Source organism: Spirochaeta lutea (genome assembly GCF_000758165.1).
GTDB classification, from domain to species: Bacteria; Spirochaetota; Spirochaetia; order DSM-27196; family Salinispiraceae; genus Spirochaeta_D; species Spirochaeta_D lutea.
In genome coordinates this window covers 45,186-70,612 of the sequence record NZ_JNUP01000067.1, presented here as the reverse complement: position 1 = coordinate 70,612, position 25,427 = coordinate 45,186, and the positions used below count along the sequence as shown (strand labels likewise).

General features: G+C 57.1%; 21 protein-coding genes. 14 read left to right on the top strand and 7 right to left on the bottom strand.

Annotated elements, in window-relative coordinates; all coding sequences use genetic code 11:
• The first annotated feature begins 2 nt into the window (after positions 1 to 2).
• The 6 genes from DC28_RS11855 (at position 3) to DC28_RS11830 (ending at position 6,717) form a co-directional block, all read left to right on the top strand.
• A complete protein-coding gene (locus DC28_RS11855) occupies positions 3 to 854 on the top strand; it encodes an ABC transporter permease (RefSeq protein ID WP_052078830.1) in 852 nt (283 codons plus the stop codon).
• A gap of 185 nt (positions 855 to 1,039) precedes the next feature.
• Positions 1,040 to 2,374 carry a sensor histidine kinase gene (locus DC28_RS11850; protein ID WP_156104673.1) on the top strand — a complete coding sequence of 445 codons (1,335 nt, stop codon included), beginning with the start codon at positions 1,040 to 1,042 and terminating at the stop codon, positions 2,372 to 2,374.
• Positions 2,375 to 2,398: 24 nt separating this feature from the next.
• A complete protein-coding gene (locus DC28_RS11845; RefSeq protein WP_037548913.1) occupies positions 2,399 to 3,088 on the top strand; it encodes a response regulator in 690 nt (229 codons plus the stop codon).
• Positions 3,089 to 3,282: 194 nt separating this feature from the next.
• Positions 3,283 to 4,587 carry an ABC transporter substrate-binding protein gene (locus tag DC28_RS11840; protein WP_238565812.1) on the top strand — a complete coding sequence of 435 codons (1,305 nt, stop codon included), beginning with the start codon at positions 3,283 to 3,285 and terminating at the stop codon, positions 4,585 to 4,587.
• A gap of 90 nt (positions 4,588 to 4,677) precedes the next feature.
• On the top strand, positions 4,678 to 5,586 hold the full coding sequence (locus tag DC28_RS11835) for a carbohydrate ABC transporter permease (protein ID WP_037548911.1): 909 nt from the start codon (positions 4,678 to 4,680) through the stop codon (positions 5,584 to 5,586).
• 3 nt (positions 5,587 to 5,589) lie between these two features.
• Positions 5,590 to 6,717 (top strand): carbohydrate ABC transporter permease, encoded by a 1,128-nt coding sequence (locus DC28_RS11830; RefSeq protein ID WP_037548909.1) that lies wholly within the window; start codon positions 5,590 to 5,592, stop codon positions 6,715 to 6,717.
• A gap of 393 nt (positions 6,718 to 7,110) precedes the next feature.
• On the opposite strand, the gene DC28_RS11825 is transcribed toward DC28_RS11830, so the two are convergent.
• Positions 7,111 to 8,298 (bottom strand): ROK family transcriptional regulator, encoded by a 1,188-nt coding sequence (locus DC28_RS11825; RefSeq protein WP_037548906.1) that lies wholly within the window; start codon positions 8,296 to 8,298, stop codon positions 7,111 to 7,113.
• Between the two features lie 267 nt (positions 8,299 to 8,565).
• Between DC28_RS11825 and DC28_RS11820 the strand changes: the two genes are divergently transcribed.
• Positions 8,566 to 10,869: a substrate-binding domain-containing protein gene (locus DC28_RS11820; protein WP_037548903.1), complete on the top strand. Its 2,304-nt coding sequence runs from the start codon at positions 8,566 to 8,568 to the stop codon at positions 10,867 to 10,869.
• Here the strand turns inward: DC28_RS11820 and DC28_RS11815 are convergent.
• Both DC28_RS11815 and DC28_RS11810 read right to left on the bottom strand, forming a co-directional pair.
• Entirely contained in the window at positions 10,847 to 11,704 is an 858-nt protein-coding gene (locus DC28_RS11815) for a M14 family metallopeptidase (RefSeq protein ID WP_037548900.1), read from the bottom strand. The two genes, DC28_RS11820 and DC28_RS11815, sit on opposite strands and share 23 nt — an antisense overlap.
• 15 nt (positions 11,705 to 11,719) lie before the next feature.
• Entirely contained in the window at positions 11,720 to 12,004 is a 285-nt protein-coding gene (locus tag DC28_RS11810) for a metal-sensitive transcriptional regulator (protein ID WP_037548897.1), read from the bottom strand.
• 71 nt (positions 12,005 to 12,075) lie between these two features.
• Here DC28_RS11810 and DC28_RS11805 point away from each other — a divergent pair, with 71 nt between their 5' ends.
• From DC28_RS11805 to DC28_RS11795, 3 genes are all read left to right on the top strand, one after another.
• Positions 12,076 to 12,804, top strand: coding sequence for a type 1 glutamine amidotransferase (locus tag DC28_RS11805; protein ID WP_037548895.1), 729 nt, complete (start codon positions 12,076 to 12,078; stop codon positions 12,802 to 12,804).
• A 167-nt stretch (positions 12,805 to 12,971) separates the two neighbouring features.
• Positions 12,972 to 14,375: an MATE family efflux transporter gene (locus DC28_RS11800; protein ID WP_081942169.1), complete on the top strand. Its 1,404-nt coding sequence runs from the start codon at positions 12,972 to 12,974 to the stop codon at positions 14,373 to 14,375.
• A gap of 88 nt (positions 14,376 to 14,463) precedes the next feature.
• Positions 14,464 to 16,098: a methyl-accepting chemotaxis protein gene (locus DC28_RS11795; protein WP_052078829.1), complete on the top strand. Its 1,635-nt coding sequence runs from the start codon at positions 14,464 to 14,466 to the stop codon at positions 16,096 to 16,098.
• Positions 16,099 to 16,237: 139 nt separating this feature from the next.
• On the opposite strand, the gene mvk is transcribed toward DC28_RS11795, so the two are convergent.
• The 4 genes from mvk to DC28_RS11775 form a co-directional block, all read right to left on the bottom strand.
• Positions 16,238 to 17,257: a mevalonate kinase gene (mvk, locus tag DC28_RS11790; RefSeq protein WP_037548890.1), complete on the bottom strand. Its 1,020-nt coding sequence runs from the start codon at positions 17,255 to 17,257 to the stop codon at positions 16,238 to 16,240.
• 63 nt (positions 17,258 to 17,320) lie between these two features.
• Positions 17,321 to 18,313: a GHMP family kinase ATP-binding protein gene (locus DC28_RS11785; protein WP_037548888.1), complete on the bottom strand. Its 993-nt coding sequence runs from the start codon at positions 18,311 to 18,313 to the stop codon at positions 17,321 to 17,323.
• The gene (locus DC28_RS16465; RefSeq protein WP_037548886.1) at positions 18,303 to 19,592 is read right to left on the bottom strand and encodes a diphosphomevalonate/mevalonate 3,5-bisphosphate decarboxylase family protein; all 1,290 of its coding nucleotides are present in this window, start codon (positions 19,590 to 19,592) and stop codon (positions 18,303 to 18,305) included. The genes DC28_RS11785 and DC28_RS16465 overlap by 11 nt, the downstream gene beginning before the upstream one ends.
• 1 nt (position 19,593) lies before the next feature.
• On the bottom strand, positions 19,594 to 20,973 hold the full coding sequence (locus tag DC28_RS11775; protein WP_081942165.1) for a hydroxymethylglutaryl-CoA reductase, degradative: 1,380 nt from the start codon (positions 20,971 to 20,973) through the stop codon (positions 19,594 to 19,596).
• A gap of 63 nt (positions 20,974 to 21,036) precedes the next feature.
• Between DC28_RS11775 and DC28_RS15760 the strand changes: the two genes are divergently transcribed.
• The 4 genes from DC28_RS15760 to DC28_RS16550 form a co-directional block, all read left to right on the top strand.
• Complete coding sequence (locus DC28_RS15760; RefSeq protein WP_052078827.1) at positions 21,037 to 22,179, top strand: SDR family NAD(P)-dependent oxidoreductase; 1,143 nt, start codon at positions 21,037 to 21,039, stop codon at positions 22,177 to 22,179.
• The gene (locus tag DC28_RS15755; RefSeq protein WP_052078826.1) at positions 22,179 to 23,555 is read left to right on the top strand and encodes a hypothetical protein; all 1,377 of its coding nucleotides are present in this window, start codon (positions 22,179 to 22,181) and stop codon (positions 23,553 to 23,555) included. The genes DC28_RS15760 and DC28_RS15755 overlap by 1 nt, the downstream gene beginning before the upstream one ends.
• A gap of 224 nt (positions 23,556 to 23,779) precedes the next feature.
• Positions 23,780 to 24,670, top strand: coding sequence for a VIT1/CCC1 transporter family protein (locus DC28_RS11760; RefSeq protein WP_037548884.1), 891 nt, complete (start codon positions 23,780 to 23,782; stop codon positions 24,668 to 24,670).
• A gap of 134 nt (positions 24,671 to 24,804) precedes the next feature.
• Positions 24,805 to 25,427, top strand: a 623-nt coding sequence (locus DC28_RS16550) for a hypothetical protein (RefSeq protein WP_238565811.1), incomplete at its 3' end; no start/stop codon positions are given.

Here is a 25,427-nt window from a genome sequence, read left to right as displayed (position 1 = left end):
GTATGAACCAGAGGCATGAAAATCACCCTAACCCCGAAGGCAGGAACGGGGTGTCTATGAGGGCCTATCTGCGGCTTTTCCGCAAGTCCCTGGGGCTGAATCTGAAGGGGGCCATGGAGTACCGGGGCAATTTCCTGCTCCAGGTCTTCGGCATGGTGCTCAACAATCTGGCGTTTTTGGTGTTCTGGGATGTGTTGTTGGGACGCACCGGGCCTCTGGCGGGCTACGGGTTTTCGGATATTCTATTTCTCTGGGGGGTTACCAGCGGAGCCTTCGGGCTGGCGCATATTCTGTTCGGGAATATCAGTTATCTGGGGGAGATCATTCGTAATGGTGATTTAGATGTGTATCTGCTCCAACCCAAGGGGGTGTACCTAAACTTGCTGACCAGCCGGTCGATTGTCTCGGCCTGGGGAGACCTGCTGTTCTCCTTGGTGGTGCTGGCTTTTGCTGCCGGGCCCTGGGGATTACCGGGAATCAGCCGCTACGGCCTCGGGTTGGTGTTGGTGCTTTCGGGGTCCCTGGTTTTTGCCGGGGTGTTCTCCATGGCGGAGAGTCTGAATTTTTTCCTGGGAAATGCCCGCACCCTGGGGCGCAGTCTCTGTGAGCTGCTCCTGACCGCCTCTCTGTATCCCGAGGGTATCTTCGGGTCGGGGATGCGGTGGTTGTTTTACTCCCTCATTCCCGCGGGGTTTGTGGTGTACCTGCCCCGGCAGGCATTCCTGGAGCTAAACTGGGCTATGGTGGTACCCATCAGTGCGGGGTGTTTGGGGTATTTTTTGCTCGGCGCATGGGTCTTTCACCGGGGTCTGAGGCGTTACGAGTCGGGAAACCTGGTGGGCAGCCGGGTGTAGGGTTGCGGGGTTCTAGGGTCCGCGCTCTCGGGTTGAATTCGGTAGTGCGCAAAAGGTTGTAACGTTTCACCTCGGCCCCACTACCCCTGGGTAAAATCTCGGATTGCTCCGCTACATATGGCGTAGTTTACAACCTTTTGCACACTACGGTTGTGTTTTAGCACCGGGGTGGTGATAATAAAGGGGTGTTGAAGGGTATGTTCGGCCGGTCCATTCTTTATCAGGCCAGTCCTCTGCTGCCTGGGATCCTATTCCTGGTTCATCTGCTGGGCAATCTCGGTGTCGGGGTTGTGCTGTTTCTCCGGTTTCAGGATGCATCGGCGGCGGAGTACTTCTGGGGGACCATGGCGGGGTTCGGCGGGGTAAACCTGGTCGCCGGGTTAAGCCTCGGGTTCATACGGCGCGCCTCGGTATTGAGGGCTGTTTTAGCCCTGCGGCTGGTTCTGGTGGTGCTCTTGGCTTATACCCTGGCAGATGCCCTGGAGGTTACCGCCGTACTTCTGGGGATTTTTTTGGTGGATGCCGGAGTCTGCACGGCCCAGCCCTGGGGGTTTCTATTGGGGACGGCGGCCCTGGTGCTGGGCGGTCTTCCCGGCGGGTTGGACGGGATTTTCGGAAGGAATCTGCTGGTTGCATCCCCTGGAGTACCGGGCTTGTGGTCCGGGGGGGCGGGGTTCGGGATTCTTCTCGGGGTGATTCTCATGCTTTCCGTTCTGGCGGGGGGACTTCTTCGCCGGTACAACTTCATAAAAAGACTGACAGACCAGCAGGAAACGAATCTGCAACGCCTGAGCGAGTTCAACCTGAGTCTGCAAAGCTATGCCCGCCGGGCGGATGAACAATCTGCGGAACGGGAGCGCCGGCGCATCAGCCGGGAGATCCACGATATTTCCGGATACATCTTCACCAACCTGATTGCCATGATGGATGCCACCATGAGCCTCGGACCAGATGCGGATATTTCCCGGGTTCACGCCACCCTCATGACTGCCCGAAAACAGGCTCAGGAAGGGCTGCGGGAAACACGGACGGCCCTGCGCCGCCTTCGGGAGGTTGATCCCTACGGCGACAAGGGTCTGCGGATGATCTATAAGATCGCCGGGGTGTTCCAACAGGTCACAGGTACCCGGGTGGAGCTATCCTTCGGCAATCTGCCCCTGAGCTTTGATACCGAGTTAAACCGCAGCCTCTACCGGATCGTTCAGGAATCCCTGACCAACGCCATCCGCCATGGAAAGGCGACGGAGGTGGGAATGCAGTTCTGGATTCATGAGGAGCATCTTATAATCACCATTCATGATAATGGCGCGGGAGCCAAGGAGATTACCAAGGGTATCGGTTTGGCGGGTATGGAAGAACGGCTTAAAGAGATGGGAGGCAGCATCAAAGCCGGGAACGCCCCGGAAGGCGGCTTTACCCTGACCATTCGAATCCCCCTGGAACAACAAGGAAGTACCTACCGGGCCCGAAAACCCGGCCAGCATCTGGAACCTTCCATGGACAGTTTTGCAAATACCTAATGCCTGGATTACACTGGAGAGAGCATGAGTAGTTCCGAGCCGAAGAGTTCCATCCTCATTGTGGATGATCAGCATTTGTTCGCCGAAAGCCTGAAAACCTTTATTACCAACTACGCCGAGGATCTGGAGGTGGTGGGGATTGCCGGAAACGGCAAGGAGGCTCTGACCATGGCCTTGGAGCTCAAGCCGCAGATCGTACTCATGGATGTGCATATGCCGGTGATGAACGGCGTTGAGGCAACCAAGGCATTGCTTCGCAAACACCAGGATATGCGGGTTATCATGCTTTCCACCTACGATCAGGATGAGTATGTGTCCCAGGCCCTGCGCCACGGCGCCTCGGGCTATCTATTAAAAGATATTTCACCCACGGAGCTCATCGCCAGCATCAGGGCCCTGCGAAGCGGGGTTATGCAGATTTCTCCCCAGATCGCCACTAAATTAATCCAGGGCCTGCACGACGACACCCGGCCTACCATGCAAAAAATCGCCGAGCGCTTCGAATGGTTCGACAGCCTTACCAAGCGGGAGCGGGAAATTTTTGCCCTCATCGCCACGGGGTACGATAACGAACAGATTGCTGAGAAGCTCTGTATCGCCGAACAGACGGTGCGTAACCATGTGAGCATTATTTACTCCAAGCTGGAGGTTCAGGACCGGTTCCAGATTATCCAGCTGGCGAACAAGATCCAGTATCATGAGGACGGCCTGTAAAAAAAACCGGTTTAGGCCAAAAAAACCGAAAGTTTTGTTTGACAACTCACCCAGGCCATGGTAATCCTAAAGTATAGTTAATTGGAAACTCCAATTAATAAGCCGTCATTGATGTACTGACGGCGAAAACAAGGCAAAACGGGCGTCCATAAAACCAATTCTGTGGGCGCTCAGGTATCTGTAAGGAGGTACGTATGAAGATTCGAAGAATAGCAATGTTCGCAATTGCTCTTCTCGCGGTAGCCGGACTGGTATTTGCCGGCGGCGACCAGGAAGCTGCCAGCTCCGGTAGCGGTAAGGTTGTGGTAAATACCATGGCTTACGGTAACAACTCCAATGCCGAGGGTGTTAACTGGCAGCGGATTGTAGATGAGTTTGAGGCAGCCAACCCCAACATCGACATTCAGTATGAGCTTCTCTATGATGAAGCATATCACCAGAAGGTAACTGCCCGTCTCGCAGCCAACGATGTACCCGATCTGGCGTACATGGGTGCTGATGCTCGCTGGGGAGCTCCCTGGAAGGAAGCCGGCCAGCAGGTTGACCACACCCCATGGATTGATCCCGCTTACTACGACATGAACCTGATTCCCCCCATGGGACCCAACGGAGAGATCTACGAAATTCCCCTGGGAACAAGTAACATCACCACCGTTCTGTTTGTAAACGAAGCATTGATCAACGATCTCGGCTATGAAGTACCCAGCACCTACCAAGAGTGGGTAGCCCTTGTACCTGCAGCCCGGGAAGCTGGACTTGATGTATGGTCCATCGACGGTGCCGACGGTTGGGCATGGGGAAGCTGCTTCATGTCAGCAGTTATCGCTCGTATGTCCGGCGATCCCCAGTGGGTAAGCAAGGCTGTTGCCGGTCAGAATAGCTTCACCGACAAGGTATTCGTGGACTCCCTGGCCTTCATCGACCGCGCAGTTTCCGACGGTGTACTCTCCGAGAACGCTGTCCTGGTAGACTACGGTCAGAACATTGCTAACTACGCCAACGGTCAGGCTCTTGCCATGATCCAGGGTCAGTGGGTTGCCGGTGATATCGCTACCTCTTCTCCTGAAGTTGCTGAAAACACCCTGCTTCTGCCCTTACCCAAGCTGCCCGGAGAAAAAGCTGCTACCGCTGGTTCTGTAGCTGCTGCAATCCAGGTTGGTTACGGTCTTACCAAAGACGGTGCATCCGATCCTGCCGTACGTGATGCTGCTCTGAAGTTCCTCCGGTACTTCTACAGCCACGAAGAAACCACCCAGAGACTGTTGGATGGTGCCATCGTTGCTCCGATTCTCAAAGACTTCGTAGTACCCGATGAACTGGCTACCATCAACAAGCAGAAGGTTCAGCTTGCTCAGACTGCTCTGAACACCGACGTTATCGACGCCTTCCTTGCCGGAGCCGCTAACGACGCTCTGAACGCTGGTATGCAGAAGATCGCTTCTGGTGCATCTACCCCACAGGCAGTTGCTCAAGAAGTTCAAGGTCTGCTGAACAACTAGAGTTTCAAGTGTTGGTCCGGGAAGGGATCCGGGTTTACAATAGAAGTAAATCCGGTACCCCTTCCCGGGGTATTTTTTAGGAGTTAAAACGTGCAAAAAAAGAGAAATCTGGCAGCCTTTATCTGGATGGTGGTTCCCGGACTCGCCATCTACCTGTTGATTGTCGCCTATCCAATTGTGTATTCCGTGTGGCTCAGTTTTACTAATTTTAACCCCAACGCCAGCGGCGAATGGAGCTATGTGGGGTTTGATCTGTATAAACAAATGCTCTCAGACCCATGGTTTTGGCACGCATTGAAAAACAACCTGATCGTAGTGGCGGTATCGGTCTTTGGTCAGATTCCCATTGGTTTTATTCTTGCCTACATCCTCTTCCGGGAGAAGGTGAAGGCAAGGGGTTTCTTCCAGTCCATGGTCTTTCTGCCCCACTTCTTATCCATGATTGTTATTGGTATTTTGTGGAAGCGGATGTTCCAGGCGGATGGACCGGTGGCAATGCTGTTACAGCTGCTCACAGGAGACCCGACTGCCCAGTTTACCCTCATGTTGAGGGCAGAAACTGTCATGATACCCATCGGGTTTGCCCTGATTTGGGTGTACACCGGATTCTACATGGTTATTTTCCTGGCAAACCTTCAGAAGATCGATACCGGTATGATTGAAGCTGCCATGATCGACGGTGCCACTGAGCCGCAAATATTTACCCGGGTTATTGTGCCCCTGCTTTCCGGTACCATTCTTGTATCTGCCATACTGGCTATTGCGGGGTCCTTGAAGGGGTTTGAGTTGATCTTCTCCATTACAACCCAGGGATTACAGAGAAATAACGCCATGGTACTGCCCATTTATATGTACCAGACGGCCTTCCAGGATTACACAAATCCGCTGCGTTTCGCTTACGGATCGGCCATTTCTAATGCCATCGTGGTAATCAGCGTGGTGATGATCGGCCTGAGCAACTGGATAGCTAAAAAAATGAACGCCGGGGAGGAGTATTAAACCATGAGTGAAGTAAGTTTGGTTCAACCAAAAAAGGTTAGGAAGGTTTCCCCCGGACAGGTTATCAGCCAGGTTTTGTCCTATACGATCTTCATCCTCTGGGCAGCCATAACCATCCTGCCGCTGTTTTGGATGGGATACTCTTCCTTTAAATCTAACGAAGAGCTGACAAGGGATACCTTCGCTTTTCCCAGTACCCTCTTTAATGCCGGGGATCATAAATTCCGGGTAATCCCTTTAAGCCTGAATGTCCGCGTTCCGGCTGAATTCAAGGACACCATTGACGACCGGGTTATCCTGGAGTCCACCAGCATATCTCCCGGGCGTAGACTCTTTGTATTCTACCCCCTGCGGTCGGAGTTACCCCAGGAAATCGCCAATATCCAACCCGGCGACATCATCACCGGGGACCAGCTCCATGGTTCCATGGAGAGGAAGATCGGCTGGGAGCTGTTTTTATACAACTACAGCAATGCCTTTGAGCGAGGCGGATTGGGATTCAAGTTCATGAACAGTCTGTTGTATGCCGGGCTTTCCACCTTCCTTATTATTCTGTTCGCATTGATGATCGGATTCGCGGTTTCGAAACTGGGAATGCCCAAGTTATCCAATGCCGTCACAGCTTTGGTGGGGGTGGGATACCTGATTAGTATCAACTCGGTCATTATACCCCTGTACCTCATGCTGAGCTCCATCGGACTGACGGATACCAGGGTAGGGATTATCCTGGTGTACACCGCCTTCGGATTACCCCTGGCCACCATGTTGACCAGCCAGTTCATTAAGGGTCTGCCGGATAGTTTGATCGAATCGGCGTACATTGACGGTGCTTCGGTGTGGAAGATGTTCACATCCATTATCGTGCCCATGACCACGCCGGTTATCGTGACGGCAGGGATTATCAGTGCCTTGGGAATTTGGAATGAGTTCCTACTGGTTCTAGTCCTTGCAAGTTCTGAAACGACAAAATCACTTCCTGTCGGGGTGTACTCCTTCTCCAGTCTGACAGGAACGGAATTGGGTTGGCAGTTAGCTGCCCTGGTTATCGCCGCCGCACCGGCAATGATTGTCTATTTTGCCTTCAATAAGCGGATTACCCAGGGGGTAGTGGGGGGTGCAATCAAGGGATAAGTTGTTCCCCGGCGGCCTGAACGCTCCGTAGTTCGGGTTTCCGGGTTCCTTGAACCCCATAAACCGCAGTCTCGTGCCTCCTCCTGGGGCTGCGGTTTCCTGGATCGGTTACCATACCTTCGGTGTATAGCGGCCTTTTTTGGACGTTCCCATGCCCTGTGAATTACGTCAGGGCGGGAACGTCCTTTTTTTGCTTCCCTATAGCCAATTTCTGGAGGATGAAATGGTTATAGTGTGCAAAAGGTTGTAAACGGCACCAGATATAGCGGTGCAACCTATAAGTCCACCCATGGGTGGTGTCGCCGGGGTCAAAAGTTACAGGCTTTTGCGCACTATCGAAGGTTTTAGGGGGGGTGATGGAATCATAAAGGCGGGACTGTTTAATTTACCGTATTAGCTCCGAGCCATATGACCGAGGATTAGATCGCGGATGCGTCCCGATAACCCGCCGTCCTCGTGGTGGTAGTCGGGGATGCCGAACAAGGTGTCCAGAATAACCGCAGCAGATCCCACCGCCACAGCAAGATCACCGTAGCTGGAGTTCAGCAGGGGTAGATCCCGGGCTATGCTCATTTCATAGGACCAGTTCTCTTTGATGTAGTGATCCAGCAGAGGGATGAACTCCGAGGAATAGCGTTCCATTCCACCGCAGATAAAGATTCCGTTCAGGTTGAGGGTGTTCACCAGTAGGGCGATCTGTCGTGCCAGCTCGGAAAAGATCTGCTCCCGCACCCGGGAATCGCTGGCGAACCGGGTGAGATCTGCCTTACTTACCGAGAACTGTCCCTCAGTTTCACCGGCCCAGAAGATGCTCCGGAATTCTCCGGCGAAGTTATCGGTACCATGGTAGACCCGGCGGCCGAAGGCCAGGCCGATCCCCACAGAGAAGGCGTCCACATGGGTGGTTTCCTCCAGGGGTATGGCCGGGGGAATCTCCCCCAGGAGGGCTAAGAAATTGGCATGGTTATTGTAATCTGAGTTGTTCAATTCAGCCCAGGCGCAGGCATTGGCATCGTTCTCTATCAGGATGGGCAGATGGTGAATTTCTATCAGCTGTTCGGCAAGGTTTTGGGGTTCGTATATCTGGAAGGGAATGGAGTATAAGATACGACCCTTCCGAACATCTACAATCCCGGTCAGCCCTATGCCGATGGCGATGACCGGAAGGTTCAGGTTTTGGGCCTGGGAGCAGAGGTTTGTGATGAGGTCGGAGAGGGCGGGGGTTATGGTTCCCGACTGCACCTCTTGAACGCCGCTGAAAGAGTGCAGTATGTCACCCCGGAGATCGCAGAAAACAGCCCGGTAGGATTCGGGCCGGAACTCAATGCCAACCACAATACCGAAGCCGTTTTTAATCCGCAGGTATGTCGGGCGGCGTCCTCCCCGAGGTTTTGATTCTCCCTGTTTCCATTCCTCAATGACCCCCGTTTCCAGGAGCTTCTGGGTTGCGTCGGTAATGGTAGACTTATCCAAGCTTAGGCGTCGGGCAATATCCGAACGACTGATGCCCTGTTCCTTCCAGATGAGGTGGAGTATGCGGGAGATGTTCAGCTTATTCTGGGTCTGCTTGCTTATGAGCATGTTACACTCCAGGTGGTATCCGGGACATCAGGTAAGTTGGAACTACCAATAAACTAGGGTATCACGGGTCTATGTGACGGTCAAATGATTTATTGAGTGCGCAGGATGAACCCGTTTTTGACTGAGCCCCCTTCTTTGTACACCCAGGGAAGCGAATTGTCTATCCTAGTTGCAGGGATGCATGTGTCAAACCCCATCCTGGTCGGCCCCGGTGAAAATCGTTATTGACAGACTTGCAATCCCCATCTAGTCTTTTAACAGATACCTATGTCAAAAAATACCCTTCGGGTCGCCGTCATTGTACCAACCCTCCTCTTTAAAATTGATCAGGAGATTTGTATTCCTGCGGTTCGTGCTCTGGAGAAGGTTGGGATTCAGGCTATCGTTGTGTCCGGCGGGTATTTCTCTGCCCAGGGGTATGAGGATGAACCCGGCGTCTGGATATATGAACGGGTTCGGCAGTTAGATGTTCACGGGTTCCTGGTGTACTCCGGAGGCCTGGGGTACGCCTCCGGTCCGAAGAAGATACACCGGTTTATGGCCGCCCTGTATCCGCGACCCGTGGTTAGTATCGGGATGTCGTTTCCAGGGGTCCCTTCGATTTTGGCGGATAACTACACAGGAATGCACGATCTGACCCGGGAAATAGTCTCCAAGTGGGCTGGAGAATTACATAACCGCCCCTGCGCCTTTGTGCTTGGGCCTCAGGATAACCAAGAGGCGCAGCACCGGTATCAAGGTTGGCGGGATGCCCTGCGGGAGGTTTCCATGGAGCCCGCTGATCATCAGATTGTCCAGGGTGATTTTACCGGCCCCGGGGGACAGCGGGCAGCGGACGCCCTCCTCAACAGTACTGAGCCCTTGCCGCGATTGGTGTTCTGTGCCAACGATCTTACCGCCTTCGGGGTTATCTCCCGGCTGCGGGAGGCGGGGTTCCGGGTTCCCGAGGATGTAGCTGTGGCCGGCTTCGATGATTTTGAGTATGCCGGGGCCTTTCAGGGGGGATTAACCAGCGTGCATTATCCCGCCCGGGAAATGGGACAGCTCGCTGCTGAGCATATGCTCACCCTTCTGGACGGCAGTGAGGCCGAAGAGATTTCCGTGGCGGCCAGCCATCCGGTCTACCGGGGGTCCATGCCCGCTAGCCCCGGGGGCTATGATCCCCAGCGTGTAGAGGATGTGGAGAGCCTGCGGGCAATGCTCCATGAAGAAATTAGTATCCGGGATATGCAGCATAGCCGCATTTTGGTGGATCAGCTCTTTTTCAAACAGGAGGATTTAAACGCCCTGTTTTCCCAAGCGGGGCAGCTCTTGGATCAATCCGGGATCAGCCGGCTCTGGTGCTGCCGGACCCTCGAGCCTGTAGACCGCGATCATCTCCTGCAAGTCCTCAACGAATCACCCCAGGAACTGCCTATATACCTCGCAGAGACGGTTTCTATTTCTGACTACCGTCGCTATCCTGGAACGGAACGCCCTTCACAACAGCAATTCCCGGGCAACTCCATGGAGTTTATCGATCCCCGGCAGGTGCTCCCCGAGGAGGAGGATTTATCCGACGGCCGGAACTCAGCCCCCGTCCTGGTGCCACTGGGGGTAGGGAATGAGGTGTACGGCTATCTGGTATGTATGACCGATGTACGGGTTATGGGAATTCCCGAGACCATTGGGCTTCAGGTAGCTGGGGTTATGAAACGGTTGTGGATGGTGGAAGAAGCCCTGCGAAGGCAGCGGATTTTAGAATCAACCCGGGAACAACTGGATAGGGCGGAACGAATCGCCGGTCTCGGGCGGTTGGTCGCGGGAATCTCCCATGAGATCAATACCCCGATTGGATCCGGATTGACCCTAGCGACCTTTCTTGGAGATCGTATTACCGAGATTCTCCAGCTGTTCCAGGAGAACCGATTGGGGCGGAGTGAGCTTGCGCGGTTCTTGGACCAGGCCGGAAATGCAGCCGAGGGAATGACCGAGAGTCTGAATAGAATTGTTGGCCTGATGGAGAATTTCCGGTCCCTGTCGTCGGACGTGACTAACCAGCTCAAGCGCCGGTTCATGATTCGGGGGGTTATCGAGAATGCCATTATTCGGTCAATAGCCCAGGACCGCGGCCGGGTGGATCTGCGGGTGAGTTGTTCTCCGGGGTTGGACATGTACGGTGATCCGGAGGTCTTCGATGCGATTGTGAGCCGGTTGGTGAGCAATACCCTGGAACACGGTTACAAGCCAGATCAACCGGTTCGCATTTTGGTGAGTCTGCGCCATGCTTCCCAGGGGCGGCTGGTATTCCGCTACCGGGACTACGGGCGCGGATTGACCCACGAGGAACTTCAAGGGGTGTTTGAGCCGTTTTTTACGACCCGGCGTGGCAGAGGGAACACCGGTTTGGGGATGTTCATCGTTCACACCCTCACAACCCAAGCGCTGCGGGGATCCATCCGGATAGACTCACGCCCCAAGGGCGGCCGGGGAATTTTGGTAACCATCTTCTTCCCCCGCCAGACCCCTGGATCCTCAGCAGAATCCCTGGAACTGGCCCAAACCCTGGTTACGGCCCGTAACCCTGAATAAAGCCCTGAATGACCTGCCCGACCCCGCTTACATGCTCCGAAAGATGGGCCTGCCACGGCGGTTCGATGCTGTCCAGTTCTACATCCAAGGCTGCAATGCCCTGTTCGCCCGCCCAGCTCAGAAACTCCCCGGGAACCTCATATTCATCCCAAGCGGTGATGACCTCAAGATCGGTAAACCGTACATAATCATTGGCCGCCTCCAAGGCCTGGGGTACCGGAACATGTCCCGGGCTGTATGCGGGCTGAACGATGCCGGGTTTCTCCTCTAAGAACCGGTAGGAGTGGTAGTTCACCACCAACAGCTCGGGATGCTGGGACTGCAGGGCCAGCAAAAAATCCCGGAAAGCCCTGGTCTCGGGTTCCGAAAAGGGCCGAGGACCGCCAATACCCCGGTATGATGAGTCAGCGAAGGACACATTGGGTTTCCAGGATTGGCTCTCCCAGTTTCGGTTGAGATCCACCATGCGGGCGTTAAACCGGCTGAGAACCCGCTCCCCCTTCCACTGGTTCTTGGAGAGCTCAAAGGAATCTGGATTCAGATTGTGGATGATGTACACCGAAAGCTGGGAGGGCGGGGGGTAGAGGCTGAAAAACAGGCGAAAAAACTCTCCTAACTCTACGGTGTTAGCCTCGAAGGCACCGTGGATGCCGTGGGATAGGACCAGTGCCTTAGGCCCCCTCCCAAAACGGGTTGCCTGGATGGGTGTTCCCATGGTGCTGCTTCCCAGGATAAGGCTGGCGGGCCGGTTAGTGAGGGCAGGGGGTGCTAGGCTGTCCGGGTTTGAAAAGAGAAGAATTGCCAGGGTCAGAAACAGGGATGAGAGCTGAACCATACCAGGTACCCCCGGTTACCCGTGTTTGCGGAATTTTTTCATCACCTCAAGTACCTCTGTGATCTTCTCCTGCCGATCCTGGTTTGAACCTCCCCGGATGGCATCGGTGACGCAGGTGTTCAGGTGGTTTTCCATGACCTGATCCTCCACCGCCCGCAGGGCAGCGGTGATGGCCCGGGTCTGGGTAAGAATATCAACACAGTACCGGTCATCTTCGATCATCCGGCTTATACCGTTGATCTGGCCCTGGATCCGGGTCAGGCGGTTCTTCAGTTTCTGTTTTTGTTCCGGGTTCATCATGGCAAATTCCACTATACCAAAGCCCCTACTTCGGGTCTATACTGGCATGAGTCATATTAAGGAGGATGGGTATGACTGAGGGTTCAGGAACGGTATATATCATTCAGCATGTTGACTTTGAGGGACCGGGGATCATTCCGGATCTCCTGGAGGAGGCTGGGTATCCCTGGCAGATCCGCAGGGTCTTTGACGGTCAAGCCCTGCCGGAATCCCCGGAGCTGGCTAAAAGTTCGGGGCTCATTCTGATGGGCGGCCCAATGAATGTTGATCAGACCGAAACCTATCCTTGGTTGACCCAGGAAATGATCCTTGTCCGCCGGGCGATCCAGGAACATCTTCCGGTGTTGGGAATCTGTCTCGGAGCTCAGATTATTGCTGCCAGTCTCGGTGCTGAGGTTCAGCCCATGGAGGAGCCTGAAATCGGCTGGTTTCCCGTGTCCGGGTACCTCTGGGGCCAGATGAAGGAGCAACAGGTCTTGCACTGGCACGGACAGCGGTTCAGTATTGCCTCGGGGGCCATAAATCTGGTACAAAGCAAGGCTTGCAGGGAACAGGCCTTCCGGCTGGGCAGCAAGGTTCTGGGACTGCAATTCCATCTGGAGGTGGACCGGCAGGGTTTGGAGTCTATGATTTCCCATAGTCAGGGTGATTTGAATGCCTCCGGTTCATGGATTCAGTCCCCAGACCAGATCCGGGACGGATATGCTAAATGGGCTTCTTCCTGCCGAGACCAGCTCGGCCGTGTGTTAAACGGATTGTTTCCTGTAAAGCAGAGACTCTACACCCGGGGCTGGGGGTAGGCTCATTCCGTTTGCGCACAAACCATTTGATTGTGCGCAAAAGATTGTAAACTACACCAGATATAGCGGGGTTGCCTGGGTTTCGGTCCCAGAGATAGCGTCGCGAGCTGGGAATGTTACAAGCTTTTGCGCACTAAGAAACCATTTCTTAGGCTTTGAGGTACAGTATGACAGACAGACAGTACTCCGTTGATCCGCCTTCCTTCAGGAAGTTGGTACGGATCGGTTTTCCCATGATCGTATCCCAGGCATCGGAGACGGTTAATCTCTTTGTTGACCGGCTGTTCCTGTCTTGGCTGGGTAAGGAACATCTAGCAGCCGCCATGAGCGGGGGCCTTTCCTCCTTTGTGTTCGGAAGCTTTTTTGCCGGAATCGTGGGGTACGTAAACGCCATTGTGGCCCAGTTCTACGGGAGCCGGCGCTACGGCGCCTGTGTACAGACCATCGGTCAGGGGTTCTGGCTGTCTCTGTTCTTCTATCCCCTGGCTCTGGGGCTTATTCCCCTGGTACTGCATTCCTTTACCCTGGCAGGGCATAGTCCGGTACAGATCGCCTTGGAATCACGGTACTTTACCATCCTTATGTACGGGTCGGTGTTCCTGTTCCTGCGGAATGTTTTTGTGGGATTTTTCCTGGGTATCGGGAAGACCGGGGTGGTGATGCTGGCCAATATTCTGGGTATGGCCATCAACATCCCCTTAAACTACGTACTTGTCTTCGGTGCCTTCGGAATTCCTGCCATGGGTATGGAAGGAGCCGCCTTGGGGACCCTGGGGGGCAGTCTGACCATTACCCTGTTTCTGGGAATCGCCTACCTGAAGCATCAGATGTATCGGGACCACCGCAGCTCCGGGGTCTGGCGTATCCGGGGCAGGCTCATGAAGAAGCTGCTGCGCTTCGGGGTGCCCGCCGGGGCCGAGCTTTTTATTAATGTATTTGCCTTTAATGTGTTCCTCCAGCTCATGCACAGCTACGGGACCGATGTGGCTGCCGCGGTAACCATCACCTTCAACTACGATATGGTGGCCTTTATTCCTATGGTGGGATTGGGCATTGCCACTACCGCCATGGTAGGGCAGCACGTCGGGGCAGGGGACCCCGAGGGGGCGAAAAAGTCGATTTTTCTGTCCCTAAAAACCGGATATGTGTATGCAGGGATCATGTCGCTGCTCTTCGTCTTCGGCGCCCCAGCCCTGGTGAGTACCTTTACCGGGGGAATGGCGGGTGAGGATGCGGGGGTCCGTGCCCTGGCTGAGGTTATGATTCGCTTGGCTGCTCTCTATACCCTGGCAGATATTACCCAGCTGGTTTTCAGCGGAGGGCTGCGGGGTGCTGGGGATACCCGCTGGGTTATGGTCCTATCCGGGGTCCTGCACTGGATCATGGCGGGCATAGCCTTGCTTATGATTCGGGTGTTCCGGGCGGATCCGATGCATGTCTGGCTGATGTTCATCGGGTTTGTTCTTACCATGGGGATTGCAATGTTCCTCCGGTACCGAAGCGGGCGCTGGAAGGATATTCCCCTGGTTGAGGATGATCATGAGATAGACAGCCTGGCCGAAGTCGAATAACTCAAAAATCCCCTTGTTTTTTCCCTACATACCACAATTAGGCTCTATACTGGATGTATAGAAACAGAACCAGAATCAGGAGCGACCTATGAACCTACTACGAAAGATGAGCATTGCCGGCCGGTTGGTGATGCTTATAGTACTCTTTTTTGCAGCCATCCTGGGGGTGAGCTTTGCCGCCCTCGTTGGACTGTGGAGCGTCCGGGATAATAGCTCAACCACCCTGACGGAGACCATGACCTATTTTCAGCGCCAGAAGCTGCAGATTGCCGTTGATGGGATGGCCGAGGCCCTGGCGGTCATAGCAGGATCAGCTGCTACCCAGGAAGAGGGTGATGAGCGGATGCGTCAGGCCATCCGGGACTTCCGTTTTGAGACCGATGATTCGGGATACTACTTCTTATATGAGAATACCACCGTTGTGGGCCTACCCCCGAATCCGGCCTTGGAGGGTCAAGACATCGGGGACCGTACCGATCCTGACGGGGTTTACTACGTTCGGGAACTGGCTGCGGCAGCCCAGCGGGGCGGAGATTTTGTAGAGTACCAGTTCGAGAAACCCGGGGCCGGGGTTCAGCCCAAACTCTCCTACGCTACCATGGTACCCGGGACCCCCTACTGGCTCGGTACAGGGATCTACATCGACAATATCGAAGCCGCCCGGCTTGGTATTGAGGATGCAATCAACCAGGTGATCCAGAGAATACTGTGGCAGCTCGGCATTATTTTGCTGGTCGCCCTGGGGGTGGTGGTCTTGCCCCTGAGCATTGCAATCCGCCAAAGCATAGTTAAACCCATGACAAAGGCGATGGATGCCGCGAATTCCGTTGCCCAGGGCGACCTGACCGTAGTGTTGGAACAGGGATTTTCCGATGAGGTGGGTACCCTGACGGACTCTCTGGCGCAGATGGTAAGCAGCCTGAGGCAGATCGTTGAGGATATTCAGAATTCCACCGGGGAGGTGGATTCGGGGAGCCACCAGCTAGCAGAGGCTGCGAACGAGATCAGCGAAGGTGCTGTAAACCAGGCCAGCGCTGCAGAAGAGGTTTCCAGTTCTCTGGAGGAGATGAGCGCATCCATCCAACATAACGCCGAGCATGCCACGGAAACCGAGACCATTGCGAAGAGTAGCGCCGAGATTGCCACCCAGAGCGGAGATGCAGTACGAAAGACCCTGGATGCGATGAAAAACATTGCCGAGCGTATCCAGATCGTGGAAGAGATCGCCCGGAATACTAATTTATTAGCCCTGAATGCTGCCATTGAAGCCGCGAGGGCGGGGGAGTCGGGCAGGGGATTTGCCGTGGTGGCATCGGAGGTCCGGAAGCTGGCGGAAAGGAGTCAGCGTGCAGCCGAGGAAATCGGGGATCTTTCGGGTTCCAGTGTGGCCATTGCGGAACGCGCCGGGGAGTTACTGGATAAGATGGTGCCCCAGATTGCCAGGACCAGCGAGTTGATCCAGGAAATTTCCCATGCCAGCCGGGAGCAGGACGCCGGGGTGCGTCAGATCAGTACGGCGGTGGATCAGCTGGACCGGACGATCCAGCAGAATGCCAGCCATTCCGAGGAATTGGCGGCAACCGCAGAGGAGCTGACCGGGCAGGCCCGAAGCCTCCGGGAGATTGTAGCCTATTTCAATACCAAGGACGGGGACGGGGCAGGAGAACCCCTGCTGCTAACCCAGCGGTCCAGGGGCGAATCCGGAAGCCGTACCCGGGGTTAGATGATAACCACGTTTCAATAGGATAGGTAGTGCGCAAAAGGTTGTAAACTACCCCAGATTTAGCGGCGCCACCCCGGGTTCGACCCCAGGAATAGTGCCGTCGAGGGGCAGAGTTACAACCTTTTGCGCACTATGAGTTCTATATGAGGGTCAGGGGGGTCAGCAGGTCGATACCCGATTGGCGGGCATAGTCATTCAGACCGCCAGCGATGTCGGCAGCTGATTCCTTGTCTCTGGCGAGGATGATAAAGGTGCCGCCGCCTCCGGCGCCGCTGAGTTTTGAACCCAGGGCTCCCATGGTTTCAGCTTTGGTCAGGATTTGGTCTACCTGGGCTGTGGATAACCCCAGGGACGAGAGGATCTGATGGGCGCGGTTCATGGTCTGACCCAGGGTGACCCGGCTTGCGGCTGTCCATTGATCCCAGGGGGTTGGGGTTTCCAGGAGTTGAATAGCCCGGTGGGCGCAGTCGCCCAGGTGCTCCATAGCTTCTTCGGTATCCGGATCTTCCTTAATCATGGCGCTCCGGATGGAGGAAACCAGTTGTTTCGTGCTGCTCTGCCGGGGCAGGGCTCCGATGAGCAGGGGTAGCCCCGGATCGGCCAGGGGCAGAACGTCGGGCAGCTGACGAGGCCGGGGGAAGAGCGCCAAGGTTCCTTGTGAAAGCGCCAGGGCAGTATCAATTCCCGATGGGGTGCCGTGGAAGACGTGTTCCAGCTCGTTGGCGATGTACCATAGGAGGTGGAAGCGCCGTTCCTCGGGGCTCCAGCCCTCCAGGTGTTCGGTCTCGGGGAGCAGGGAGAGCAGACCGGGATGGTCCTCACCTGCCAGGGAGAGTAAAATCTGGGAGAGGGCTCCGCAGAGGGCCGCAGATGATCCCATCCCTGCCGACACCGGAATGTCGCTTTCCACATGGAAGGTGCCTCCGGGCAGGGTGAAACCGGGGACCAGACGTTTCATGGTGGTGACGAGCTCTTGGGATGCCTCGGGGGCTAATTCCTCCAGGTAGGGCAACCGAAGATCGGTGCTTTGGGGCTCGGGAATCAGGGTAACACTGCAGGTTTTTGATAATCCGCAGCCCAGGGCTGGATGCCCGTAGACCGCTGCATGCTCTCCGAACAGGAGAAGTTTACCCGAAGCCCTGCCGACTATCTGATCCATAATTCTTTTTTCCTCCGATACGTGATCCTATCATACCCCAAGCCGGGAAGGTTGGGCCAGGGATTATCTGTCCGAGGGAGAGAATCCTTTAGCCCGGATTACCTGGAGTCCCCGGGAACTTAGTTTCAGATTCCCCGGTTCCTCCTCCTGGGAGAAGAATACCCCCAGTTCGTTCCCGGCTCCCGATGCCTTGTAGTAGATATGCGGCCAGGGAGGGGGAGGGATTTCCGCAGACCTGCCGATGGTTCTCCCGAGTTCTAGGGATAGGGAAGCAAGGTTTTCAGCCAGGGGTTGGGCAGTGTTCCAGGTGGCGGCCTCGGTGAGGGCCCTGAGGAGATGGTTATGGTCCTGGATAAGGGCCTGGTGTTTACTGGGGTGGCCGGAAACCCACCGGGTGTAGGCTGTAATGGAACCCGGGGTAGCAATCTCCTCGGGGCCGGGATAGCTTCCAAGATACGGCAGCCAGGGTAGATGGCATGACGTCCATTCTGGCTGAGCCCCCCCGGTGAACATCCCGGTTCCCCCGAAGCAGCTGGCTGCCACATCGTAGCCGCTTCCCCGGCCGCCTTGAAAATGCCGGTGGGCATCCAAGGCCCGGGGGAAGACCCGGGCTGGATCGGCACCCTCGGGGTGGTCAGAGATAATCATCAAGGCGGCGGTTAGGGCAACGGCCGCAGCGGCGCTGGAGCCGAATCCCCGTTTTCGGTTGTCGGGATAGACAAACTCCCTGGTATCCAGGGTAAGGCGCCAGCCCCGGGTGACCGGCGGGTAGCCCAGGGTCCTCCACACACTGTGGAGCAGGACCGGTTTTGTATTGTCCAGGGGATCATCGCTCCGGGTATCCAAGAACCAGCTCCTGCCCGGCCCGTGGGTTTCCATCTTCCCTTCCAGGATTATAAGGCCCGGGCTGGATTCATGGATGGGATCGGCGGTCAGTCTTGCGTAGACCCCCGGTGCGGCAGCAATGCCTAATCCCCCTTCCTCGAGGATTACATACTCGCCGAAAAGCAGGATGTTTCCGGGAACCGTAAGTGTGAGCGCCGGCTCATGATGCATGACTGAACTCCAATCCCCGGCCTGGCTTGCAGACCACGGGTTCAATGGCCGGGAGGGCGGAGGAAAGGCCGTGGAGCACCTCCTCCAGATCGGCTGCGGTGGTAAGGAGTTTGACCTGGGGACCGGCATCCATGGTCTCCCACACCTGAAGGCCTCGGGTTCGCAGATCCTGGGCCAGCCGGATAATCTGCAAACTGGCAGGCAGCCAGTACACCACCGGAGGATCCGCGGAAAACATGGTTGAGAACATCCGTAGATACGAAAGCTGTGTTAGGCGTCCCAGTTCAGCCGGATCGGCAGCTAGGAGCGCTTGGATGGCTTTGTCGGTTTGTTTCGGGGCGTCCTGAAGCCATGCCTGGTAGTAGGGGCTGGTATCCCTGGTGCGGTTCATTGCCTGGCGGCTTGAGAGGGGTTTCTGGTCCCTGGTGAGTCTCAGAAGTACGATGCGGAAGTCCGGCCAAAACGCCGGAGGCGCGACCGGCAGGGCTTGTACGGCCCCTGGGGGGAACAGGGTGAAACCGCCGAAAATGGAGCGGCTGGCTGAGCCTGAGCCGGCCCGGGCTATCCGGCTGAGTTCCAAGGTGTCCGGTAGTCCCGTGAGTTCTGCGGGCCAGGAGGGGGTGCTGAGGTGATCCCGGGAAAGGGTCTGGAGGATTTCCAGGGCCGATCCCCCCGGGGCGGCCTGGAGACTGGTTTGAATCTGATTTTGCAGTTCCCCTTCCTGGGTAACCAGGGCGGTGTACCAGGTCGGTCGGAGTTCCGGCCGGATCAGGGCAGCCACAGCGGCGCCCGTCAGGGCTGCGAGACCGCTGGCGGAACTGGCGAGACCCGCTGCGGTGGGAAAGGTATTGCTGCTCTCGGCCTGGAAGACGGGGACCTGGGAATCGGGGATGGTGAAGGCCCGGGGGTTTTCACGGCGCCAGGCGGCAAAGCGCCGGCGCAGCAGGTTGAAAAAATCCCTGAACTGTTCCACCGGTTGGGCTGTGCCGTTAATAGAGATGCTGTCCGCGGCCCCACCGGGGGTTGACGTGCCGGGGTTCGGGGCGGGGGGGGGTGTCGGAAGCTCCGGGGCAGCCGGGTCAGCAGGGGCGGCAGGGGTGCTGAAGAGGGAGACCTCGGTTCGGGTCTCAATGCCCTCCAGGGTTACGGCGAGGCTCGGGGTGGCGGGGATGTTTCTACCGGTGTAGGGATCACCCTGGCCCAAATCTTCCTTTCCCCAGTATTTCATCAATGCCAGGCTTGGCCTGGCGGTGCAAACCGCGGTGCTGGTGGATTTCACATTATCCGTCCTCTTGAGATTGTTTTGCCGAATCGGATTTCGGGGTCTGGCCTGACGTTGAGGGCTGGCCGGATGCCGAGGGAGATTCGCTGCGCATTTCCCCGAGAATCGCCTGGGCGGTGGCCCGGTTGAATACGCCTTCCCGGGCGATTCGCCGCTGCAGTTCGGGAATCTCCGGCCCCCGGGCACCCACGGCGAAGGCTAACCGCCCGGCGTGCAGCCGCATATGGCCGGCCTGGATTCCCTCCCCGGTAAGGGCCGATATGGCAGCGAAATTCTGAGCCAGGCCGAGGGCGGCGGCGAAGCGTGCCAGGCCCTGGGCATCGGGGTTTCCCAGAATCTTCAGGGCTGCCTGGGCGGCGGGATGGAATCCTACTCCTCCGCCCACGGTAGCCAGGGGCAGGGGAAGCTCAATCTCCCCTACTAAATTTTCATGATCAATCCGGTAGCTGCTCAAGGAGCGGTAGTGGCCGTCCCGGGCCGCCCAGGCGTGGGCTGCGGCCTCAATGCCCCGGGTGTCGTTGGCCGTCGCCAGGGCCAGCGCACTGATACCGTTCATAATACCCTTGTTGTGGGTCACCGCCCGGGCAGGGTCGGTATCCGCGACCCGCCAAGCCCGGAGTATCCGCTGCGCCAGGGGCATGCCGTGAAAATCGCCCCGGCTGAGGGCGTGCAGGGGAAGCACAAACCGGGCCCCGGCTAGACGCTGGTCGGCGCGGTTGGTGAGAATCGCCATGAGAATCTCACCCCGGGTAATGGCGGCGATCCGGGGCTTGAGGGCCTCCATGCAGGTGTTGATCAGGTTTGCCCCCATGGCATCCCGGACGTCCAGGTGGACATGGAGGCGAAGGGTTTCGCTCTCGGGGAGCCAGGCGGCGATCATACCCCGGTAGCCTCCGCCGCGCCGGGTCATGGGCTCTAGGATGGGCTGGAGAATCTTGGCAAGCTCGGGCTCATGGCGGTTCAGCTCCTCGGCCAGGGTCTCCTTGTTCCGGTGATCATCCGGAGGAAAGACAACGTACACCTGGCCGGTCATAATAGGCTTGTGGCCCCAGGTGGTAAACCCGCCGTACCGGGCGATCTGGGCGGCTGCGAAACTGGCGGCAGCGATGACCGAGGGCTCCTCGGTGGCCATGGGAATGGAGATCTGTCTGCCGTCTATCAGGAACCCCCGGGCAATACCCAGGGGCACGGGCATGATGCCTATGGCTGTTTCGACCATTACATCCGCCAGATCAAGGATCTCGTCCCGGGCCTGGGTGGCATTCAAATCACCTTGAGAAAAGTCCAGGCCCTGATCCTCTGCCAGAACGGCCCGGCGCTGCCGGATGGTGAGCTTACGGAATCCCGGATCGTCCATGGATTGCGGCCTTGGTTTCATGTCCTGCTCCTTTTGCCTATACTACTATTGTACTAGAAGAATATGAGGGGGAAAAGCGAGACCATGAAATTGGCAATGATTACCGGCGCCAGCAGCGGTTTGGGCCTGGCGATGACCGAAGAGCTTCTTGCCCAGGGTTGGTATTGTATTACTATTCAGCGGTCGACCCGGGGGCTTGAGGGTTTATTGAAGGAGTATGGGGTGATTCAAATGCCCCTGCCAGATTCCCGGCGCCAGGGAAGGGGAGCCCTGGAGGTGATACACCAGGACCTGAGGGATTGCGCCGCCCTTCCGGAATTCCTGGAGGGGCTGTACGCCCGGGTGCTGGACATCCTGGGAACCTCCGGGAAACCCGAGGCCCTCTGGCTGATCCTGAATGCTGCGACCCTGGATCCCGTTGCGCCCCTGGCCCAGGCGGATTCCAAGGCCTTGGAGAACCACCTCTCCCTGAATCTCCTGTCACCCATGATCTTCATCTCCGCCTTCGAGCGGATCTTCGCCTCGGTGGCGGGCCGGGCGGGCTTCGCCGGGGCTGGTGTGAAGGAGTCTTCCCCCGGCGGGTCGGGTGCACCGGGTGGCCTGAGGCCGGATTCCACCCGTCCCCAGACCGGGGGCGCCCTGAGGGCAGAATCCTCCCGCCTCGGACCTGACCGAGCCTCGGGCCCCGGCGGGTCGGGTGCACCGGCGGATTCGGCGTCTCAGAGCGAAAGGGCACCGGGAGTGCCGGGATCTGTCCGGGATGCAGGTTCGGGGGCGCCGGGGGCATCCCAGGAAGCAGGCGCGGGGGCGCCGGGGGCATCCCGGGAAGCAGGTGCAGGGGCACCGGGGGCACGGGCTGAAACCCTCCGGGTGGATAAACGGATTATTGCGGTGAGCAGCGGAGCGGCCCTCCATGCCTATCCGGGCTGGGCTGCATACTGCGCCAGTAAGGCCGGGCTGGACCAGGTGATGGATGCGGCGGCCCAGGAGGCCGGGGTCAGCGGTTCCGGAACCTTCTTCCGTGCTATTGCTCCCGGGGTGGTGGATACCCCCATGCAGGAGGTAATCCGCTCCCGGGGGCCCGAGCAGTTCCCCATGGTCCAGCGGTTCCGAGATCTGTACTCCACCGGAGGGTTGAGCAGCCCCGCCCAGGCGGCTGCCAAGGTGCTTTCTCTGGCAGCCCAGGGGAAAGAGGGCTATCTGCGCCTGGATGTGAGGACCGCCTGATGGATTTTAAAGATGCCTTCTGCCACCAAGGGGCCCACCGGCTGGAACAGCTTCTCTTGAGTATTGGGGTCGGCGGTACCGCATGCCCCCCGGAGCCGGGAATATCGAAGACCGTTAACCCTGGATCATCCCGTACATCCTCGCCGCCAGGGGCCTCCGGGGAATCCAGCGAGGTTAGGGAGGTCAGCCGTTTGGGTAACCCCGAGGCGGGTGCATCCGACCCTGCTTCGCCGGGGGAAGCCGGAGCGGGGGAATACACTGTGGTGCAGCCGGGGGAAGCCGGAGCGGGGAGCCGGGCTGGGGAATCCGGGGGACTGGCCCAGGAACTGATCCGCGGGTTTGGGAGCCGGGAGCTTATGGACCGCAGCAGATTGGTAACCCGGACCCTGCTGGACCGGGTGCTGTCCCGAAGGCCGGACCGGGCTGCCGAGCAGATTTTCCACATCTGTGAGGGGTGGGCGGCCCCGGGGCAGGGGTTTCAGGGGATGGAGTTTTGGTTCATGGCGTTTTTGGACTGTATTCCGGAGTTGTTCCGGGAGGATCCCGGGGTGGGGTTGGAGCATCTCCGGGAGCTGACGGGGTATTTTTCGGCGGAGTTTGCGGTTCGGCCCCTGATTCTCGCTGATCCGGCCGGGGCGGTGGAGCGGATGACCACATGGACCGGTGACTCTCGGGCCTCGGTGCGCCGCCTGGCCAGCGAGGGATTGCGGCCGCGGCTGCCCTGGGGGATACGGTTGAATCCCTTTATTGAGAATCCCAGCCCCCTGATTGCCCTTCTCCGGGGGCTGCGCTGTGATCCCGATGAGGCGGTGCGGCGGTCTGTGGCCAACAATCTGAACGATATTTCTAAGGATCACCCTGAATTCTGTTTGCAGGTATTGGATGCGTGGACCCGGGAGTTTTCCCCCCGGGGCTGGCAGGGTCTAGGCGATGAGGATCGGCGGTTTATTCAGCATGCGGGAAGGACCCTGGTGAAAAAGGGGCATCCGGGGATGCTGGAACTCATGGGATTCGGGGTTCTGCGAGGGGTGAGGGTACATGCCGGGGCTGCTGAGCCTAATCCCGTTCCGTGGCAGGGCCGGGTGAAGGTCTCCTGGGGGTTGAGGGTTGGGGATGATGCGCCCGAAGAACAGCGGGTGGCCGCTGATTTTGTGATGCATCGGATGACAGCCTCGGGAAGATGGTCTGCCAAGGTCTGGAAGGGCCAGGTTCTGACCCTGATACGGGGGCAGGAGATTGAGGTTGGAAAGGAATTCAGTTTTGCTCCGGTAACCACCCGGCGGTATTACCCCGGAACGCACCAGATAGAGCTGCAGCTCAACGGTCAAGTGTACCCCGGGCCGGAGTTTGAGCTCTCGGCTCCCGGGGCAGAGTAGCCGGGCACTATTAGGAATCGCCCTGGAGTCCCCCGGCATGCCGGGCAACATCGGTAATTGTAACTGCCATTTCTCTATTTTGACATAAAAATGAAGCCTTGGGCAACGGACAGGCTGGTCTCTTAGGGTGATTCCCATGCTCCCGGGTAGCCCCCCTCCGGGCAGAACCGTCCGGGCATGGGAACCTCCTTGACCCGCGGCCCACCCGGAGGTACTCTATCGGTATGGAAATCCAGAAAGAATTTAACGACCTCGACGCAAAAACCCAGCGGCTCATTCTGACGGCCCAGAGCTTTGAGCTAACCGAACACGACATCTACCTGCGGATTGCTCGGAAAACCAAGGACCCCCAAAACCGGCAGATTCTGGAAAAAATCGCCGATGACGAGCTGCGCCACCACGATTTTTGGGCTGAGTATACCGGCCGGAGGGTCGGCAAGGCCTATCTGCTTGCTCTCTTCTACTATTTCATCGTGCGCATCTTCGGGCTTGTGTTCGGGTTTAAGCTCCTGGAGCGTGCCGAGGAGCGGGCCCAGGTAAACTACGCCGACTTGGGTAAGATTGTTCCCGGTGCCCTGGAACTGCAGAAGGACGAGGACCGCCACGAACAGGAGCTCCTGAATATGATCGAGGAGGAGCGTCTGGATTACGTGGGTTCCATGGTTCTGGGCTTGAACGATGCCTTGGTGGAGCTCACCGGCGCTTTGGCGGGGCTCACCTTCGCCATCCAGAATCCCAGTATCATTGCCGCTTCGGGGCTTATAACCGGCATTGCGGCCAGCTTTTCCATGGCTGCCAGTGAATTCCTGTCCAAGCGCGCCGACGGCGAGCCTAATGCCGGTAAGAGTGCCATCTACACCGGCCTGGCGTACATTGTTACGGTAGTGCTGCTCATTCTGCCCTACCTGCTGCTTTCGAATCCCTTCATCAGCCTGCCCATCACCCTGGCCATTGCCGCATTGATCATCCTGGTATTCAACTATTACCTGGCGGTAGCCAAGGATCTGGACTTTAAAAAACGCTTCTGGGAGATGTTCGGTATCAGCATGGGTGTGGCCGTCTTCAGTTTCGGCATCGGCTTCTTGGTGCGGATTATCTTTAAGGTAGATATTTAGGTTGCGAGTTCCGGTTCGCCACGTGAACAAGATGTAGTATTGTGTTTTCTGCGGGGACAAGCGTCATAGACCACAAAGCCCTGTGGCGCGCGAATTTGTACATCTCCGAACAGTCCTCTGATGATAATCCTGTGGTGGATTGGAACAATGAAAATCCCTGGGATGCCCATCCTGATTACAAAACGAACCCTGAATCCGCGCCCTGGTGGTGGGACGAAAGCTATGGGGTAAATGACTGGCAAGAAAGTCAGGCGTACCATACCCCTGCTGGAACGGTTGCCGGGGGGCAGGTGATTAGGTTCAGTGGGTTTTCGAGTATTAGAAGTGAAGGGCGTACCGACCGTGTTGCCTATGATTACCCGATTCGCTATGGAACTCCCCAAAAATGGTATGGGGCAGTGGATACACCGATTGAATTCCAGCAGCATATGGAGAGCCAGCGGGATGCGATAGGTGAGTGGTTCGGGGAGTTGGGTCTGAATAATCCAACACCGGTAGGACTTGCAAATGAATTCATTCAGCAGCTAGAAACCTGGAATCAGACCTCAGCCCCGGCTGATGACTGGAGAAATTACGTTCCGGCGAGCTGGGGAGGTTTTCCTCCTGGAGTTAGTGACCTGAGTACCAAACCTTATTTACCTGGGCTCGGGTTGGTTACTACTGCTTACAACAACAATATGAAAATAAGTGCTGGTCAGGCATCTACCATTGCTGCTGATATGGTAAATGGAGAAACCCTGCGATGGGCACAGCTCAT